At 67.1% G+C, this 13,013-nt stretch carries 15 protein-coding genes and 2 pseudogenes; 6 read left to right on the top strand and 11 right to left on the bottom strand.

Annotated elements, in window-relative coordinates:
• Window positions 1-185: 185 nt before the first annotated feature.
• Window positions 186-981 (bottom strand): IS5 family transposase gene (locus tag ACIQ7M_RS33805; RefSeq protein ID WP_403651411.1). Its coding sequence is split into 2 segments (ribosomal slippage): window positions 186-647 and window positions 649-981, totalling 795 coding nucleotides; the frame shifts between segments, so codons are not numbered across the junction.
• Between the two features lie 306 nt (window positions 982-1,287).
• On the opposite strand from ACIQ7M_RS33805, the gene ACIQ7M_RS33800 reads away from it, so the two are divergent.
• Window positions 1,288-2,112 (top strand): IS5 family transposase, encoded by an 825-nt coding sequence (locus tag ACIQ7M_RS33800; protein ID WP_403651395.1) that lies wholly within the window; start codon window positions 1,288-1,290, stop codon window positions 2,110-2,112.
• A gap of 167 nt (window positions 2,113-2,279) precedes the next feature.
• Here the strand turns inward: ACIQ7M_RS33800 and ACIQ7M_RS33795 are convergent, their stop codons facing one another.
• Window positions 2,280-3,971: an ISAzo13 family transposase gene (locus tag ACIQ7M_RS33795; protein ID WP_403651393.1), complete on the bottom strand. Its 1,692-nt coding sequence runs from the start codon at window positions 3,969-3,971 to the stop codon at window positions 2,280-2,282.
• 135 nt (window positions 3,972-4,106) lie between these two features.
• On the opposite strand from ACIQ7M_RS33795, the gene ACIQ7M_RS33790 reads away from it, so the two are divergent.
• On the top strand, window positions 4,107-4,442 hold the full coding sequence (locus ACIQ7M_RS33790) for a hypothetical protein (RefSeq protein ID WP_403651391.1): 336 nt from the start codon (window positions 4,107-4,109) through the stop codon (window positions 4,440-4,442).
• Between the two features lie 254 nt (window positions 4,443-4,696).
• Here the strand turns inward: ACIQ7M_RS33790 and ACIQ7M_RS33785 are convergent, their stop codons facing one another.
• From ACIQ7M_RS33785 to ACIQ7M_RS33750, 8 genes and pseudogenes are all read right to left on the bottom strand, one after another.
• Complete coding sequence (locus ACIQ7M_RS33785; protein ID WP_403651409.1) at window positions 4,697-5,086, bottom strand: hypothetical protein; 390 nt, start codon at window positions 5,084-5,086, stop codon at window positions 4,697-4,699.
• Window positions 5,087-5,584: 498 nt separating this feature from the next.
• Window positions 5,585-5,748: pseudogene (locus ACIQ7M_RS33780) on the bottom strand (AAA family ATPase); the annotation flags it as partial.
• 78 nt (window positions 5,749-5,826) lie between these two features.
• Window positions 5,827-6,414, bottom strand: a complete 588-nt coding sequence (locus ACIQ7M_RS33775) for a hypothetical protein (RefSeq protein ID WP_403651389.1) — start codon at window positions 6,412-6,414, stop codon at window positions 5,827-5,829.
• Window positions 6,415-6,542: 128 nt separating this feature from the next.
• The gene (locus ACIQ7M_RS33770; RefSeq protein WP_403651387.1) at window positions 6,543-6,941 is read right to left on the bottom strand and encodes a hypothetical protein; all 399 of its coding nucleotides are present in this window, start codon (window positions 6,939-6,941) and stop codon (window positions 6,543-6,545) included.
• A gap of 120 nt (window positions 6,942-7,061) precedes the next feature.
• Window positions 7,062-7,271: a hypothetical protein gene (locus tag ACIQ7M_RS33765; protein WP_403651385.1), complete on the bottom strand. Its 210-nt coding sequence runs from the start codon at window positions 7,269-7,271 to the stop codon at window positions 7,062-7,064.
• Between the two features lie 63 nt (window positions 7,272-7,334).
• The gene (locus ACIQ7M_RS33760) at window positions 7,335-8,003 is read right to left on the bottom strand and encodes a class I SAM-dependent methyltransferase (protein WP_403651383.1); all 669 of its coding nucleotides are present in this window, start codon (window positions 8,001-8,003) and stop codon (window positions 7,335-7,337) included.
• Window positions 8,004-8,081: 78 nt separating this feature from the next.
• Window positions 8,082-8,543 carry a glycine-rich domain-containing protein gene (locus tag ACIQ7M_RS33755; protein ID WP_403651381.1) on the bottom strand — a complete coding sequence of 154 codons (462 nt, stop codon included), beginning with the start codon at window positions 8,541-8,543 and terminating at the stop codon, window positions 8,082-8,084.
• 99 nt (window positions 8,544-8,642) lie between these two features.
• Window positions 8,643-8,951, bottom strand: coding sequence for a DUF6415 family natural product biosynthesis protein (locus ACIQ7M_RS33750; protein WP_403651379.1), 309 nt, complete (start codon window positions 8,949-8,951; stop codon window positions 8,643-8,645).
• Between the two features lie 193 nt (window positions 8,952-9,144).
• On the opposite strand from ACIQ7M_RS33750, the gene ACIQ7M_RS33745 reads away from it, so the two are divergent.
• The 4 genes and pseudogenes from ACIQ7M_RS33745 to ACIQ7M_RS33730 form a co-directional block, all read left to right on the top strand.
• Window positions 9,145-9,609 carry a hypothetical protein gene (locus tag ACIQ7M_RS33745; RefSeq protein WP_403651377.1) on the top strand — a complete coding sequence of 155 codons (465 nt, stop codon included), beginning with the start codon at window positions 9,145-9,147 and terminating at the stop codon, window positions 9,607-9,609.
• Entirely contained in the window at window positions 9,588-10,229 is a 642-nt protein-coding gene (locus ACIQ7M_RS33740; protein ID WP_403651375.1) for a hypothetical protein, read from the top strand. The genes ACIQ7M_RS33745 and ACIQ7M_RS33740 overlap by 22 nt, the downstream gene beginning before the upstream one ends.
• 160 nt (window positions 10,230-10,389) lie before the next feature.
• Window positions 10,390-10,710 carry a 4a-hydroxytetrahydrobiopterin dehydratase gene (locus tag ACIQ7M_RS33735; protein WP_403651373.1) on the top strand — a complete coding sequence of 107 codons (321 nt, stop codon included), beginning with the start codon at window positions 10,390-10,392 and terminating at the stop codon, window positions 10,708-10,710.
• Window positions 10,711-10,778: 68 nt separating this feature from the next.
• A pseudogene (locus ACIQ7M_RS33730) lies at window positions 10,779-11,006 on the top strand (transposase); the annotation flags it as partial.
• Between the two features lie 10 nt (window positions 11,007-11,016).
• Here ACIQ7M_RS33730 and ACIQ7M_RS33725 read toward each other — a convergent pair.
• A complete protein-coding gene (locus tag ACIQ7M_RS33725; RefSeq protein ID WP_403651371.1) occupies window positions 11,017-12,453 on the bottom strand; it encodes an AfsA-related hotdog domain-containing protein in 1,437 nt (478 codons plus the stop codon).
• Between the last annotated feature and the right edge of the window lie 560 nt (window positions 12,454-13,013).

Raw genomic sequence — 13,013 nt, 5'->3', positions numbered from 1 at the left:
GGTAGTCGGTCGGCAGTCGGATGCCGAGTTCTGCGTGGAGCCGGTCCCAGGCGGAGGGGTCCGCGTAGCGGTTCTGGGCCGGGCCGAGCATCGCCATGGCGGCGGCCAGGTAGTCGGTCATGGCGGTCCTCGCTGGTGTGTGTCGTCTTTGCGGCAGGATCATCCCAGCTCGGAGGTGCCACCGGTCAGGCTGTCAGCCTGCGGTAGCAGATCAGGGCGGCGGTGATGCCGACGAATGCCAGAAAGTGTTCGGCCTTACGCTCGTAGCGGCGGTGCAGACGGCGGCACCCGGAGAGCCATGCCACCGTGCGCTCTACGGTCCAATGGTGACGGCCGAGACGCTGGGAGGATTCGATGCCTCTACGGGCGATGCGTGGTGTGATGTTGCGGGAGCGGAGCCACGAGCGCAGACGGTCGAAGTCGTAGCCCTTGTCGCCGTGCAGCTTGGCCGGTCGACGGCGACGCGGACCGCGGCGGGACCGGATGGGTGGGATGCCACGGACGAGAGGTTCGAGGCCCTGGCTGTCGTGCGTGTTCGCAGCCGAGATCCCGATGGAGAGGGGCAGACCGGTCCGCTCTGTGATCAGGTGGATCTTTGATCCTTTCTTGCCGCGATCTACGGGATTCGGACCCGTCAGGTCCCCCTTTGAGGGCCCGCATGTTCACCGAGTCGATCGCGCACCGCGACCAGTCCAGTCCGCCACGTGCGCCGAGTTCGTCCAGGACCAGGCGGTGCAGCTTGCCCCACACCCGGGCCCTGCTCCACTCGCTGAAGCGGCGGTGCGTGGTCGGCCGGGACGGACCGAAGACCGGAGGCAGCTGCCGCCACGTGCAACCGCTCGTGGCGACGAAGAGGATGGCAGCCAGCACCTGTCGGTCCCCATACCGGCGTCGTCCGCCACCTTGCGGTCGTACCGGCGCCGCTGGAACCACCCGCTGGAACAACTCCCACAACCCGTCTGGGACCAGACGCTCCACCATGGCCATCACGGCGATCAGCCTAGCGATCAAGCCAGTTGAGACGACCTCTTAGTGAGCGTTTGATTCTGGTATTGGATAGTTCGTATGGAATTCCAAGAGTCGATCTGACCGCTCAGCGAAGCGATTCGCCGGAAACGCGGCTTATGCAGCAATCAGTAGAGCAGCAATGCGCCGGTTTCCCTCCAAAAGCTTCCGTCTCATTTAGAAACCTGCTGGTTCACACCGAGTTGAGAACGCACGCCCCATGCACCCAGTACCCCCGCACACGCCCTGCTCAGGCCTGCCACCGCCACGTACGCAGACCTCATGCAGCCCTCACGGCCCTACCCCAGCGACCTGTCTGACGCCCGCCGGGAACTTGTCCGCCCCACTCTCGAAGCCTGGCGCCAGGCCCGCAACGGCATCCGCAAACCCACCCACGACCTGCGCGCCCTCATGAACGCCATCCTCTACGTCGACCGCACCGGCATCCCCTGGCGCTACCTGCCCCACGACTTCCCACCCCACCAGACGGTCTACGGCTATTTCGCCCGCTGGGAAGCCGACGGCATCTTCGACCAGCTCACCGGCCTCTTACGCGGCAAAGTCCGCCAGGCCGAAGGCCGCACCAGCGAACCCACCGCATGCCTGATCGACAGCCAGAGCATCAAAACCTCCGCCACCGTCCCCCTGATCAGCCAAGGCGTCGACCCGGCCAAGAAGATCATCGGACGCAAGCGGCACATCGTCACCGACACCCTCGGCCTCCTCCTGGCCGTCACCGTCACCGCCGCCAGCGTCCACGACTCCGCGGCCGGCACCCAACTCCTGGCCAAGGTCGCCGCACACCACCCGACCATCACCAAAGCCTGGGCCGACAACGGCTACAAGACCAAAGCCGTCGAACACGCCGCCCACCTCGGCATCGACCTCGAGATCGTCCAACGCGACCCCACCACCCGCGGCTTCCACGTCCAACCCCGCCGCTGGGTCATCCAACGCACCCTCGGCTGGCTCATGCACCACCGCCGCCTGGCCCGCGACTACGAAACCCACCCCCACCGATCGGCAGCCATGATCCAACTCGCCGCCATCAACCTCATGACCCGCCGCCTCACCCACGAAGCCACCCACAACTGGCGGGACAGCTAAACCAAATGAAACAGACAACCGGGAATCAAACGCTCACTTAATGACCTTCACCTCGCGAGGCAGCGGCTGTTCAGAGTCCATCGCCCCATGCTGCCCGACAGCGCCCTACGTCGGGCAGCCGACCCCAAAGACTCATTCTGTTAGGAGTTCTTAGGGCGTGCAGATCTTTAACTCGTATTTTTGATCTTGGCTGGGGTGGGGTTGGAAGCGAGGAACGTGGCGACGTCGGCTGGTGTGCGGAAGCGGGCGGTTGAGGTCTCGACGTGGTGGCCGTGTGTTTCCAGGAGTGGGCGGACTTCCTGTTTCGCTCGGCTGATGGTCATGGCGGTGACACCGAAGAGTTGCCCGAGGAGGTCCATGGTGGCGAGTTTGCGCAGGTGGAGCACGGTGGCCAGGACCCGGTCGGCTGGGGTGAGCTTGGCTTTGGCGCCTGCGCTGGGGGCGACCGTGCGCTCGTGACCGCGGCGCGTGCGGAGCACTTGCTCGCGTTGGACCTCCAGCGCGGGAGTCAGCGCGTCGATGAGGTTGCTGAACTGCTGGCGGGTCATGCCGGTCAGCTCAGGGTTCTGCAGCGCATGCTGCGTGAGTGTGGGCGTCCTGTTCGCTGCGGCCTGGCTTGACGGGTTGTTGGCCGCCGTCGCGTCCCGCGTTTGCTGAGGGTGGAGGGTGTAGTTCCAGTCGCTGTGGAAGCGGTGTCGGGTGATCGGTAGGGCGGCGATCTCGTCGTCGCTGACCTGGACGCCGGTGGGGTACTGGTTGGTGTCGAGCTCAGCGTGCACGGTCAGACCGGTTCTGGTGGTGGTCGCGGCAATGCTTTCGATGATGACTTCATGGCTGGTCAGGGGCCTGCCTCGCCGGTTCATGGTGATGTGGGAGAACAGCCTGTGCTCGATCCGGTTCCACTTCGATGTTCCGGGAGGCAGGTGGCAGACCGTGATCGCCAGGCCGGACTCGGCGGCGAACCGGGCGAGTTTGGTCTTCCAGGTGCGGGTGCGATACCCGTTGGAACCACCCGCATCGGCGGTGATCAGCAGCTGGCCGGCCGTCGGATAGGCGGCCCGCCCGGCTCCGCTCCACCAGCGGCGGATGGACTCGACGGCGAACGCGGCGGTGTCGTGGTCGGTGCCCACATTGACCCAGCCGGTGTTCGCGACGACGTCATAGATGCCATAGGGCACCGCTCTGCCCAGCTCGCGGTCGGGGAAGTCGTGGGTGTCGACCCGCACCGGCTCGCCTCGGGGCTCCCATTCACGGCCGTTGTTCTTGAACGGGCCGACCAGTTCTTTCTTCTTCGTGTCCACGCTGATCACCGGAGCTCCGCCGTCCTGGTGGTTGCGGGCCTGTTCGTTGAGGTAGTGGAACTGTGCGTCCCGGTCGGGGTGCTGTTTGCCCTCCAGAGTCTTGGCATTGCTCTGGAGGCTGAAGCCTTCCTCACGCAGGAGGTCGCCCACCGTGTCCGCGCAGATCCTGTGGCCTTGCCGGGTTAACTCCCCGGCCAGTTTGCGGGTGGATTTGGTAGTCCAGCGCAGTGGCGACATGGGGTCCCCGCGGACGTCGGGTTCGACCAGCGTGAGGAGTGTCTCGCGAACAGCCGGGTTCCGGTCGACGACGCGTTTGCGGCCGGCGCCGGGTCGTCGGATGTGTCCCAAAGGAGCCTGGCCGGAGTCGAGTTCTCGTACTCCGGCCGACACAGTGGCTTCGCGGAGACCAGTGGCGCGGGCGACTGCTCTGATCCCGCCGTAGCCGAGGGACTGGGCCTCCGCCCCTATCAACAAGCGACGCTGCCGCTCGTCGAGGTGCGGCAGAATCGCCTCGAACTTGGCTGCCAAAACGGTCCGTTGCCCTTCCAACCTGCTCATGGCAGACCAACGAACCACCGAGCGAAAAGCTACGAGTTAAAGATCTGCACGCCCTTAGAACTCCTAACGGAATGCTCCAGGCGGGCTTGAGTGCCTGCACGCGTCGTAGGCGAACGTGGTTGCTACTGTCTGGACGTGACCTTGACTGACCTCAACAACGGCTTTCGTGATGATGAGCAACGGCGGCGCGTTCAGAGGGTCATTCATGATCGCCTTGCAGACGACCGTGACCCGCAGGAATGCCGCTTCCTGATGCGGTTCTGGTGGCAGCTGGTCATGTCGTACCGAGAGGTATCGATGGACGAGCTCAGCCTGAACGTCGGAAGGCAGAAGCTGGACGTGGTTGAGGCGCTGATCAGCGCCATCAGGTCGTCTCATGCCGACATCGACAATTGGATCACCAGCACGCAGCAGGTCTTCCCTGTGATCGAAGATCGCGGCTTCAGGGCCGCCCAGGACGCCGACGGTTGACGCGGCCGGAGCTTTCTCAGCTGTCGCCAGCCGATGATGCTGCAAGCGAGGCTGAGGAAGACACCTCACGACCCCAAGTCGTCAAGCCGCAGCGGCCAAGGCGGTTGGGAATGCGGTGTTCTCTTCGAACAGTTCGCATCGCTTCGAGAGGTCACCATGCAGCGGGCTCGCACCACCAACGTCAACGAGCAAGCACGACCTGGGGTGGCGGCGGTCACACAGGCACGACCGCTTCGCTCTTCGCTCAAGGCTTTTCAAGCCAGGCTTCGTGTAGGAATCCGTCCGACGCCCACGTGACCACCACCACGAGCACGGGGACTGCACGCTGTCGCGTCCGAGCCTGCGGTGATGATGACGCAACTTCCGTCCGCGACGGCCGTGGCGACCCCCGTCACGGAGCCGACATGACCGTTCAGTCGGCTTCCGGTCTCCCGTTCGCCGTCGAGGTCCCAGATTCGGACCGATCTGTCGTGGCCACCGGTGACCGCGAGGTGGCGCCTGTTCACCACCGCCGTCGCCACTCCCCGTACAGTCGCCTCGTGCCCCGTCAGTGACGGCCGGAGCCGCCGGAGAGTGGGCAGTTCCCATACCTCGACCGGACCATCGGCGGATGCGGCGAGGGCTGCGGGGTGGTCGTGGAGCATTGTCACGGCCGCCGTTTCCACGAACATGGTCGCAACGGGCTCAGCGACCTGCTCGCGCGTGGCCAGGTCCCAGATGTGCACCTCGTAGGCGTTGGCGTTGACGGCCATCGGACACTCGGACGCCGGATCCGCCACCAGAAAGTGCGCCGTGGCGTTGAGGTCCAGACTGGCGCAGTGCCCTGCCTCCTTCGGCTCATTTGTGACTGAGCGCTTCAGCTGACGAGTGAGCGATTGGGTTGGCGGATTGAGCGCCCGCAGGCCGGAATGCCTCGAAGGCCTGATGTGAAGTACCCCTGGGCTGCACAGATGATCGTGACGTCTGCGGGTGTCAGACGACGGGGTCTGGGTGGGCTGCGAGCCACAGCTGCAACTCGCGATTTCAGAGAGAGCCACGATCCGTACGCCGCGGGCGCCGAACAGGACGTTCGCGTTGGTGGAACAAATGCCGACATTGCCGCCGCCTGCCGATCACCACCTCCACCGCCGACCGCATCCGCGGCTGGTGAGGGTGTGGATGGCGGCTGCGGTGATGTTCGGGTTTGCGTCGAAGCCGAAGGTCCGCAACGACTTGTCCTGGGGGAAGCCGGCACTTTGATCCGCTGTTCCGACCGTTGTTGGGCCCAGTCGTCGCACTCGGTCATCAGGAGCTCGGCTCTTGTTCCACAAGCTGCCGCAGGTTCTCATCGACCGTAATGCACCCTGGAGCTGGGGCCTGCCCAGGATTTGGCCCGCCGTGAGAGCTACAAGGCTTCCACTGCCTGCCAGTCGGGCAGGGCATCCCTCCAAGGGTGCTTCGGCGGCAAGCCGACGCGCGGGTCGTCCACCCACGCTCTCCAGGCTTGCGGCAGCCGAACCGGGCACTGCGACGTCGGCTGCTCCAGCAGGTCCCACGCGTCCCGGTAGCCCTCCCATGTCGGCGCGTACACGCGGGCCTGATCGAAGCCGGTGTTCCGCTTGCCGGGCGGGACACCCGGCTCGGTCAGCCACGCCTGGTGTTCCATCCACGCTGCAGCCCACACATGGTCGCGCGGGATGACGTACGACGCCGGTGCCTGCCCAGGCATCGGGTCCAGAGCGACGAACACAAACCACTCACGGTCGCTCAGGGACGGCAGCTGCGTCTTGGTGCCGCAGCGCCAGTTCGGCCGCGGCATAGGGCTCGACGTCTTGACCTGTACCTCGATCATGCGCCGGGTGCCATCGGCGCGGACGGCGAGAATATCAGTGCGCTCCAGCCCGTCGCGGGTGAGCGCGGCACCCCATCCGGCGCTTGCGAGCACCGAGCAGACCCAGTGCTCGCCAGCGCTCTTGGTCATCTTTGTGTCCACGACAGAGAGTGTGCGCGATGGCCACGATGCTTCGCGAGCGACGTGCGCTCGGGCCAGACCAGCCCGGCGGCAGCAGCCGGAACCCGATCAGCTCGGCCACTGGGCTGCACCACCCAGCCGGCGGGACATCATCCAAGACGGTCGCGGCTATTGGCGGATGCGGGCTTGACCATGGGGCAGCCCCGGGGACTGCCCTGCCGAGCCAGCAGGGCGCCAACGTCGACCGATACGCGGAACATGTTCTCGTAGTCCGGCTGAGTATCGGTGGCTTCGTAGGTGCTTTCCTGGATGCCGAGGGTTTCACCGAGCGCGTTGTCCAAGCCCTTCAGGGACTTGTCGAAGTCCTTCTTGGCTTTCTCGGCTGCGGCTTCCGCGGCTTCCTGGCTGGTGAGGGGCGCCGGGCTCGTGGGCGCGTGAGTGGCGGTGGCCTTGGAAGAGGCAGAGGCTTTTGCGTCGTTGTCGCTTCCTGCACAAGACGTGAGCAGCAGGCAGGCAGCGAGCGCACCAGCCATGGTGATGCAGCGCATGGTCCCCCCAGGACGTGCGTGTGATGGAGGTCGCATCATGCGCCGTATGAGCGACCGGTGTGGGGCGTATGTCCGGGTTGTGACCCCAATCAGGTGATCCCCAGCCCCGAGGGGTGCTCGTCAGCGCATCCAGTAGTCCGGGCCGCCGCCGCGCCACTCGATCCACGTCGAGCGGACGACGTCCATCTCGTCGAAGTCCTGGAGGCCGGCGGTCTGGAGCAAGGCCGCGACGTCGCGGACGGAGAAGGCGAGGCCGAGGATCGAGCCGTCTGCGCGGACGCGGCGGCCGCCTTCAGCGTCGGGCGGGTAGACGATCACTGGGCTGGCCATATCCCCAGCTTGGCGCGCTGCGGGGGGTTGTGCGCGGTGGGCTCGTCAGTTCGAGGAGGATGGCTACGCGCGGGCTTGGACGATGAGCGCGCCGACCTTGCGCTTGCCGGGCGGCGCGTCGAGCACCGTGGCCCGCACGTCTGTGTAGCCGTGCTTCTTCAGCAGGCGCTCCCAGCTCTCGGGCTCGTAGTCCCAGCGCTTCACGACGAGCGGGTCCTCGTCCTCGCCCCGCGGAATGTACGAGGCCTGGCAGCCGTAGCAGCCCTCGACGGCCGGCCGCTGCGAGAACGCCAGTACCCCGCCGGGCCGCAGCCGCTCACGGATGGCGGGCAGGGTGACCGCGGGGTCGGAGAACCACACGACCCCGTACACCGAGTACACCGCGGCGAACGGCTCGTCGTCTTCCCGCAGGTAGGTCACCGCATCCGCCTGGCGCAGATGGAGGCCGGGGGTGCCACCCCAGCGTTCCTCGGCGGCGCTCAGCTGCACCGGTGAGATGTCTACCCCGACGGCGGTCATGCCCTGCAAGGCGAGGTGTGCGGCGTTCCCGCCCTTCCCGCACCCCAGGTCCAGTACACGGTCGCCGGGCCGAAGATCGAGGAGGTCGGGGCCTGGTCCGTGGTCGGGGTACTGGCTCCAGTTGAACCAGGTGGTCGAGCCGGCAGCGTTCACCGGCCGCCGTTCGGGTCGCTGGCTGGAGTACGTGTTCCAGGCCGTCGCCGTGTCTGTCACTGCCTGCTCCGCTCATAGGGCCAGCCGCCCGGCAGCGTCGCCGGACGGCTGGAGTCTCTTACAGGTTGCGCCGGTTCGTCAGGTGATCGGGCTGTCTGTGCACCCGGCGTGGCATTGGGTGCACTCCGCCACGTCCGGCCACAGCTCCGGATAGATGGAGAAGCCGGCCGCCGTGATGGCCGTGAGCGCGCGCTCCCTGGCCTGCTGCGCCTCGTCGGCCGACGCATCCTCGTCGCCGGTGGGGATGTGGTGCACGAACCGGCCGACGGTCCTCTCGCAGAAGGCCGCGTAGTCGACGGTGTGCAGGACGAACGCGTGCCAGCCGAAATCGACCAGGGCGCTCGGCGCGAGGTTCTGGCCGGGCTGCTGGCCGGACGCGGCGATGAAAGCGGCGGCCTGGCCGACGATCCGGCGGGCGGTGTCGGCGCTGATCTCCGGGTGGTCTGTGACGACTCGGTGGGCGAGCCGCTCCGCGACCTCGGGGTCGAGGAGGGTCATCGGGTCGGTGGTGCCCACGGGACGCTCTAACGCGATGGTCACGTCCTTCCTCCTGTTGTGGACGGATGCCCCGGATCCGGGGCTGGTGACCCGCCCGCCCTCGCGTTGAGCTTGGGGTGCCGAGGACGGGCGGGCGATCAATCATCCGGCGTCGAGGTTCTCGTGGTGGTCGACGAGAGCGTTGACGACGCGGGCCAGACGGCGGGCGTGAGCCAGTTCAGTTGCGTGGCCAGGCTGCGGACGGGCACTCAGCTTGCCGCGAGCCTCGCCGGTGCAGGCCAGGGCGCAGTAGCGGGGGATGTCGTCCTTCGGGAGGCGGCCCGCGGTCTCCTCGACCTCGGGGATGAGCAGCTCGATGTGTCCGCGCAGCTGAAGCGTCAGCCTGTCGAGCTCCTCGGAGGCGGGAACTCGCGCATCCTCGGCGAGCAGCCGACGCGTGCAGGCGCGCATCACCTCTACGTCTACCGGGCGCGAGTCTGGCTGCGCCCCGGAGATGCTTTCTGCCGCGTTTCGTGTACGTCCCATAGCCACACCGCGATGATGAATGTGCACGCTAAGACGCGGATAGGTCGCGGCGTGGCCACGTGCGGCCACGTAGCGGCCACGGCCGGGGCAGGATGCGATGACACCTCAGACTGGGCGGATGGGCCACAACGACGCGCTGAGGGCAGCGCGGCTCCGTGTCGGCTGGCGCACCATCGGGCAGGCCGCCCAGCAGCTCACACGGCACGGACAACAGCTTCTCGACGACGTCCAGTTCACGGTGTCCGCGCGAACGTGGCGCCGGTGGGAGGGCGACCGCCCGGGCTGGCCGTCCGAGGAGACCGCGATCGTCCTGCACGACGCGCTCGCCCGCTGGCCGGAAGACCTCGGCTTCACCACCCCGCCCGGGTGGATCCGACCCGAGCATCACGAAGAGGCAGATATGCGCCGCCGAGCGTTCGTGTCCGTCACCGCTGCGGTCCTCGTGGCCGGGCCGGTCGCCCCGCAGCACGTGGACCCGCGCTCATCGACTACTTCCAGCAGCAGCTCGAAGGGCACTACCGGGCGGACATGTTCCTCGGCCCGCACGATCTGGTCGGTACGGTGTCCGCTCAATACCAGTTGATCGACAAGCTGGTCCGCTCCGCCAAGGGCGATACTCGGCGCGGCCTCCTCCGCGTAGGCGCCGCCTACGCCGCCCTGGTCGGCTGGCTGTACCAGGACGCCGGCGACATGGACGGCGCGCACTTCTGGCGCGGGGTCACGCAGGAAATAGCGATGCGCTCCCGGGACCCGCACCTGATCGGCTACAGCCTGGTCAACCAGGCGCAGGTACGGACCGACTTGGGGGACGGACCTGCGGTCGTCGACCTGTGCGAGGCCGCGCTCGACGACGCGAACCGCCTCGTACCGAAGGTGCGGATCATGGCCCTTCAGCAGCAGGCGCACGGGGCGAGCCTCAACGGAGACCGGGGCGCGGTCGACCTGCTCATCGACCAGGCGGACGGACTCCTCGCCCTCGTTGACGACGACCTGCCGTGGGGCAACGCGTGCCGGCGAACGCCCGGATACCTGGAGGTGCAGCGGGCCACCTGCTACGGGCGTCTCGGGCTCGGCGCGGAGGCGGTCTCGCTGTGGGAGCAGGTCCTCGACATCGTCCCGGAGACGGCGCGCAGGGACCGCGGCGTGTACCTGGCGCGCACGCCACGGCGGCGGCAGGGGCGGGCGAACCAGACCAGGCGGTAGGGATTGCCCGCGCGGTCGTCGACATTGCGGTCGAGACCCGTTCAGCGCGGATGCGCCGCGAGTTGGTGACCCTTCAGCGGGCGATGCGGCCGTGGCAGGATGCCCCGGTCGGCCGGGACCTGGCGGAGATCCTGGCGCCTGTGACCGAGGGGAGCTGACGGTGGCTGACAGGCCGGTGCCGTTGACCGAGGACGAGATCGGGATCGCGGTGGATGGGATACCGGGGTGGCGGCGGGAGGGTAACGAGATCACTCGGGCGTTCGGCATCCGGTATCACGGCGGGGTGGCGATGATCGTGCACGTCGCGGATGTTGAGCGGCTGATCGGGCATCACGCGGACATTGATCTGCGGTGGGGGCGGGTGCGGTTTGGGATCACGACGCACGACGCGGGCCACAAGCTGACGGCCGCGGACTTCGATCTGGCGGAGCGTATCGACGCGATCGCGCAGGCCCACGGTGCGGAGCCCCTGGACGACTGACACGGACGCACGGAGCGGCACCCGATCCTTCCGACCGGGGGCCGTTCGTGAAGAAGTACGCGGACGACCACGAATGGCTCACCATCGTCCAACTCCCCTCCTACAGCCCGGACCTGAACCCCGTGGAAGGCGTCTGGTCCCTGCTGCGGCGCGGATGGATGGCCAACACCGCCTTCACCGACCCCGACCACCTCACCCGGACCCTCCGCCGAGGCCTCGCCCACATCCAGCGCCATCCTGAACTCATCGACGGCTGTCTCACCGAGACCGGCCTGACCCTCAATCCCCGAAGCTAATCCGACAAGGTCAGTAGTTGTTGGTTTGTGGGTGGTGGTGGGTGAGGGTTGTGGTGGTGGTGAAGGTGGTTTGGTTGTTTTGGGTGCCGGTGATTTCGATGGTGGTTGTGGTGTTGTTGTCGGGTGTGATGCGGGTGATGTGGATGTGGGTGGGTTGGTGGAGTTCGGTGTAGCGGTGGAAGGTGGTGGTGCTGGTTGTGGTGGTGTGGTGGGGGGTGTTGGTGCCGTTGTTGGGGTTGTGGGTGGCGTTGTAGGTGGCTTGGCGGGCGGCTTCGAGGAGGACCATGCCGGGGATGTGGTCGTTGGTGTGGTCGAAGAGGGTGGGGTGGTTGAGGTTGGGGGTGAGGAGCCAGGTGTGGGGGTGGTCGGTGGGGGTGAGGACGACGTCGTTGGGGGTGAGGCGGTTGACGGTGGCGGGGGGCATGGGCTGACGGTGGGGGGTTCCTGACGCGGCGGCCGTGCTGGTGCCGGGAGTGCCGTCTGTGCTCGTGATGCCGTCCGTTCCGCCCGTGTCTATGGCGCTGATGCCGGCTGTGCCGATTGGCGCGGTGGTGCGGGCTGTCATGCGTGCCGTGCCGCCTGCGCCGACTGCCGCGCCTGTGCCTGGTGTGCTGCGTTTGCCTGATGTTCCGCCCGTGCTGCTCGTACCTGCGGTGCTGCCCGTGCCTGAGACTCCGCCCGTTCCTGAGACTCCACCTGTGCCGCCCGTACTTGCCGTGACGCCCGTGCCGGTTGTGCCGGCTGCCGTGCCGCCTGTGTCTGACATGCCGCCCGTTCCGCCGGTGCCGCTCGTACCCGCCGCGCTGCCGGTTCCTGACACTCCGCCTGTGCCCACCGTTCCGCCCGTGCTTGCTGTTCCGCCTGTGCCGGCGCCTGTGCTGGTGCCGGTGCTGTCAGTGCTGGTGGTGGTTGTTGTGTGTGTGGTGTGGCGGAGGCGGGTGTAGGTGGTGGGGGTGGTGGTGGAGAAGGTGGCGGTGCCGTGGGCGATGGGGGTGTTGTTGCGGTGGATGGTCATGTGGAGGGTGGCGCGGTTGATGGTGTGGCGGCGTTGGGTGAGGTGGGTGCAGTGGGCGTGGATGGTGAAGTCGGTGGGGGTGGGGCCGATGTCGAGGGCGTGGGGGTGGGTGGTGGTGTGGCTGAGGGACCAGAGGATGAAGTGGTGGCCGAGGGGGACGTCGAGGTGGGTGTGGGCGAGGAGCATGCCGGCCTGGCGGAGGGTTTCGGCGACCTGGATGGGGTCGTGGGCCCTGCCGTCGGGGGTGGTGAAGTAGGGGTGGGCGCGGGGCCATTGGCCGGTGAGGGTGTAGGTGAGGGGGCCGCGGGCGGTGCAGGAGGTCAGGAAGACCTCGGCGAGGCCGGTGCGGTGCACGTACTCCTTGGGGACCGTGGTGGTCAGGCGGGGTAATCCGTGTGTTCCCGGGCCGTTGTGGGTGGTGATCAGGTTCATGGTCTGCCCCCCGTCTTGATGCCGCGTCTTGTAGGCGCGTCCGACGACTCCATAAGATACGGACCTACCGGTTTTGTTGCCCGGAAGCTTTAGGTAAAGACTTTACCAAGTTCATGGTGGAAACGTGAATAACTGCCTCCGTTTTCGCGGTGCGGCGGCGAAAAGTCCCACTCGGCCCGGGGGATACGCCGAGTGGAAACCTGCTTGACGGTTTTCTTTGGTTGGGTGTGGGGTGGGCATCGGGGGATGCGTGGGGGGATGCCTGGGGGAGGGGGAGCCGTCGGTGCGGGCGGCGGCCCCGCCCTCGCCCCTGTTCCACGGCCCCGCTCTCGCTTCTGTTCCACGGCCCCGCTCTCGCTTCTGTTCCACGGCTCCGCCCTCGCTGTTCCGCAGGCTTGCTCTCGCTTCTGTTCCACGGCCCGTCCTCGTTCCTGTGGTGCGGTTGCACCCTCGTTCCTGTTCTGCGGTTCCACTCTCGACTGTTGTGGTGCGGCCTCGTCTTCGGTGCTGTCCGGTTGCACTTTCGGCTCTGTGGCGCGGTTGCACTCGCGGTCCTGTCC

Origin of the sequence: Streptomyces sp. NPDC096324 (assembly GCF_044763015.1) — a bacterium.
In the GTDB taxonomy this organism is placed as follows: Bacteria; Actinomycetota; Actinomycetes; order Streptomycetales; family Streptomycetaceae; genus Streptomyces.
This window is presented reverse-complemented; position numbering and strand designations above follow the sequence as displayed.

Excerpts from the sequence above, each read along its gene's own strand:
- ACIQ7M_RS33770 (WP_403651387.1), bottom strand. The coding sequence starts at position 6,941 with ATGCGCTGCATCACCATGGCTGGTGCGCTCGCTGCCTGCCTGCTGCTC.
- ACIQ7M_RS33795 (WP_403651393.1), bottom strand. The coding sequence starts at position 3,971 with ATGAGCAGGTTGGAAGGGCAACGGACCGTTTTGGCAGCCAAGTTCGAG.
- ACIQ7M_RS33785 (WP_403651409.1), bottom strand. The coding sequence starts at position 5,086 with ATGCTCCACGACCACCCCGCAGCCCTCGCCGCATCCGCCGATGGTCCG.
- ACIQ7M_RS33745 (WP_403651377.1), top strand. The coding sequence starts at position 9,145 with ATGGGCCACAACGACGCGCTGAGGGCAGCGCGGCTCCGTGTCGGCTGG.
- ACIQ7M_RS33725 (WP_403651371.1), bottom strand. The coding sequence starts at position 12,453 with ATGAACCTGATCACCACCCACAACGGCCCGGGAACACACGGATTACCC.
- ACIQ7M_RS33765 (WP_403651385.1), bottom strand. The coding sequence starts at position 7,271 with ATGGCCAGCCCAGTGATCGTCTACCCGCCCGACGCTGAAGGCGGCCGC.
- ACIQ7M_RS33750 (WP_403651379.1), bottom strand. The coding sequence starts at position 8,951 with ATGCGCGCCTGCACGCGTCGGCTGCTCGCCGAGGATGCGCGAGTTCCC.
- ACIQ7M_RS33800 (WP_403651395.1), top strand. The coding sequence starts at position 1,288 with ATGCAGCCCTCACGGCCCTACCCCAGCGACCTGTCTGACGCCCGCCGG.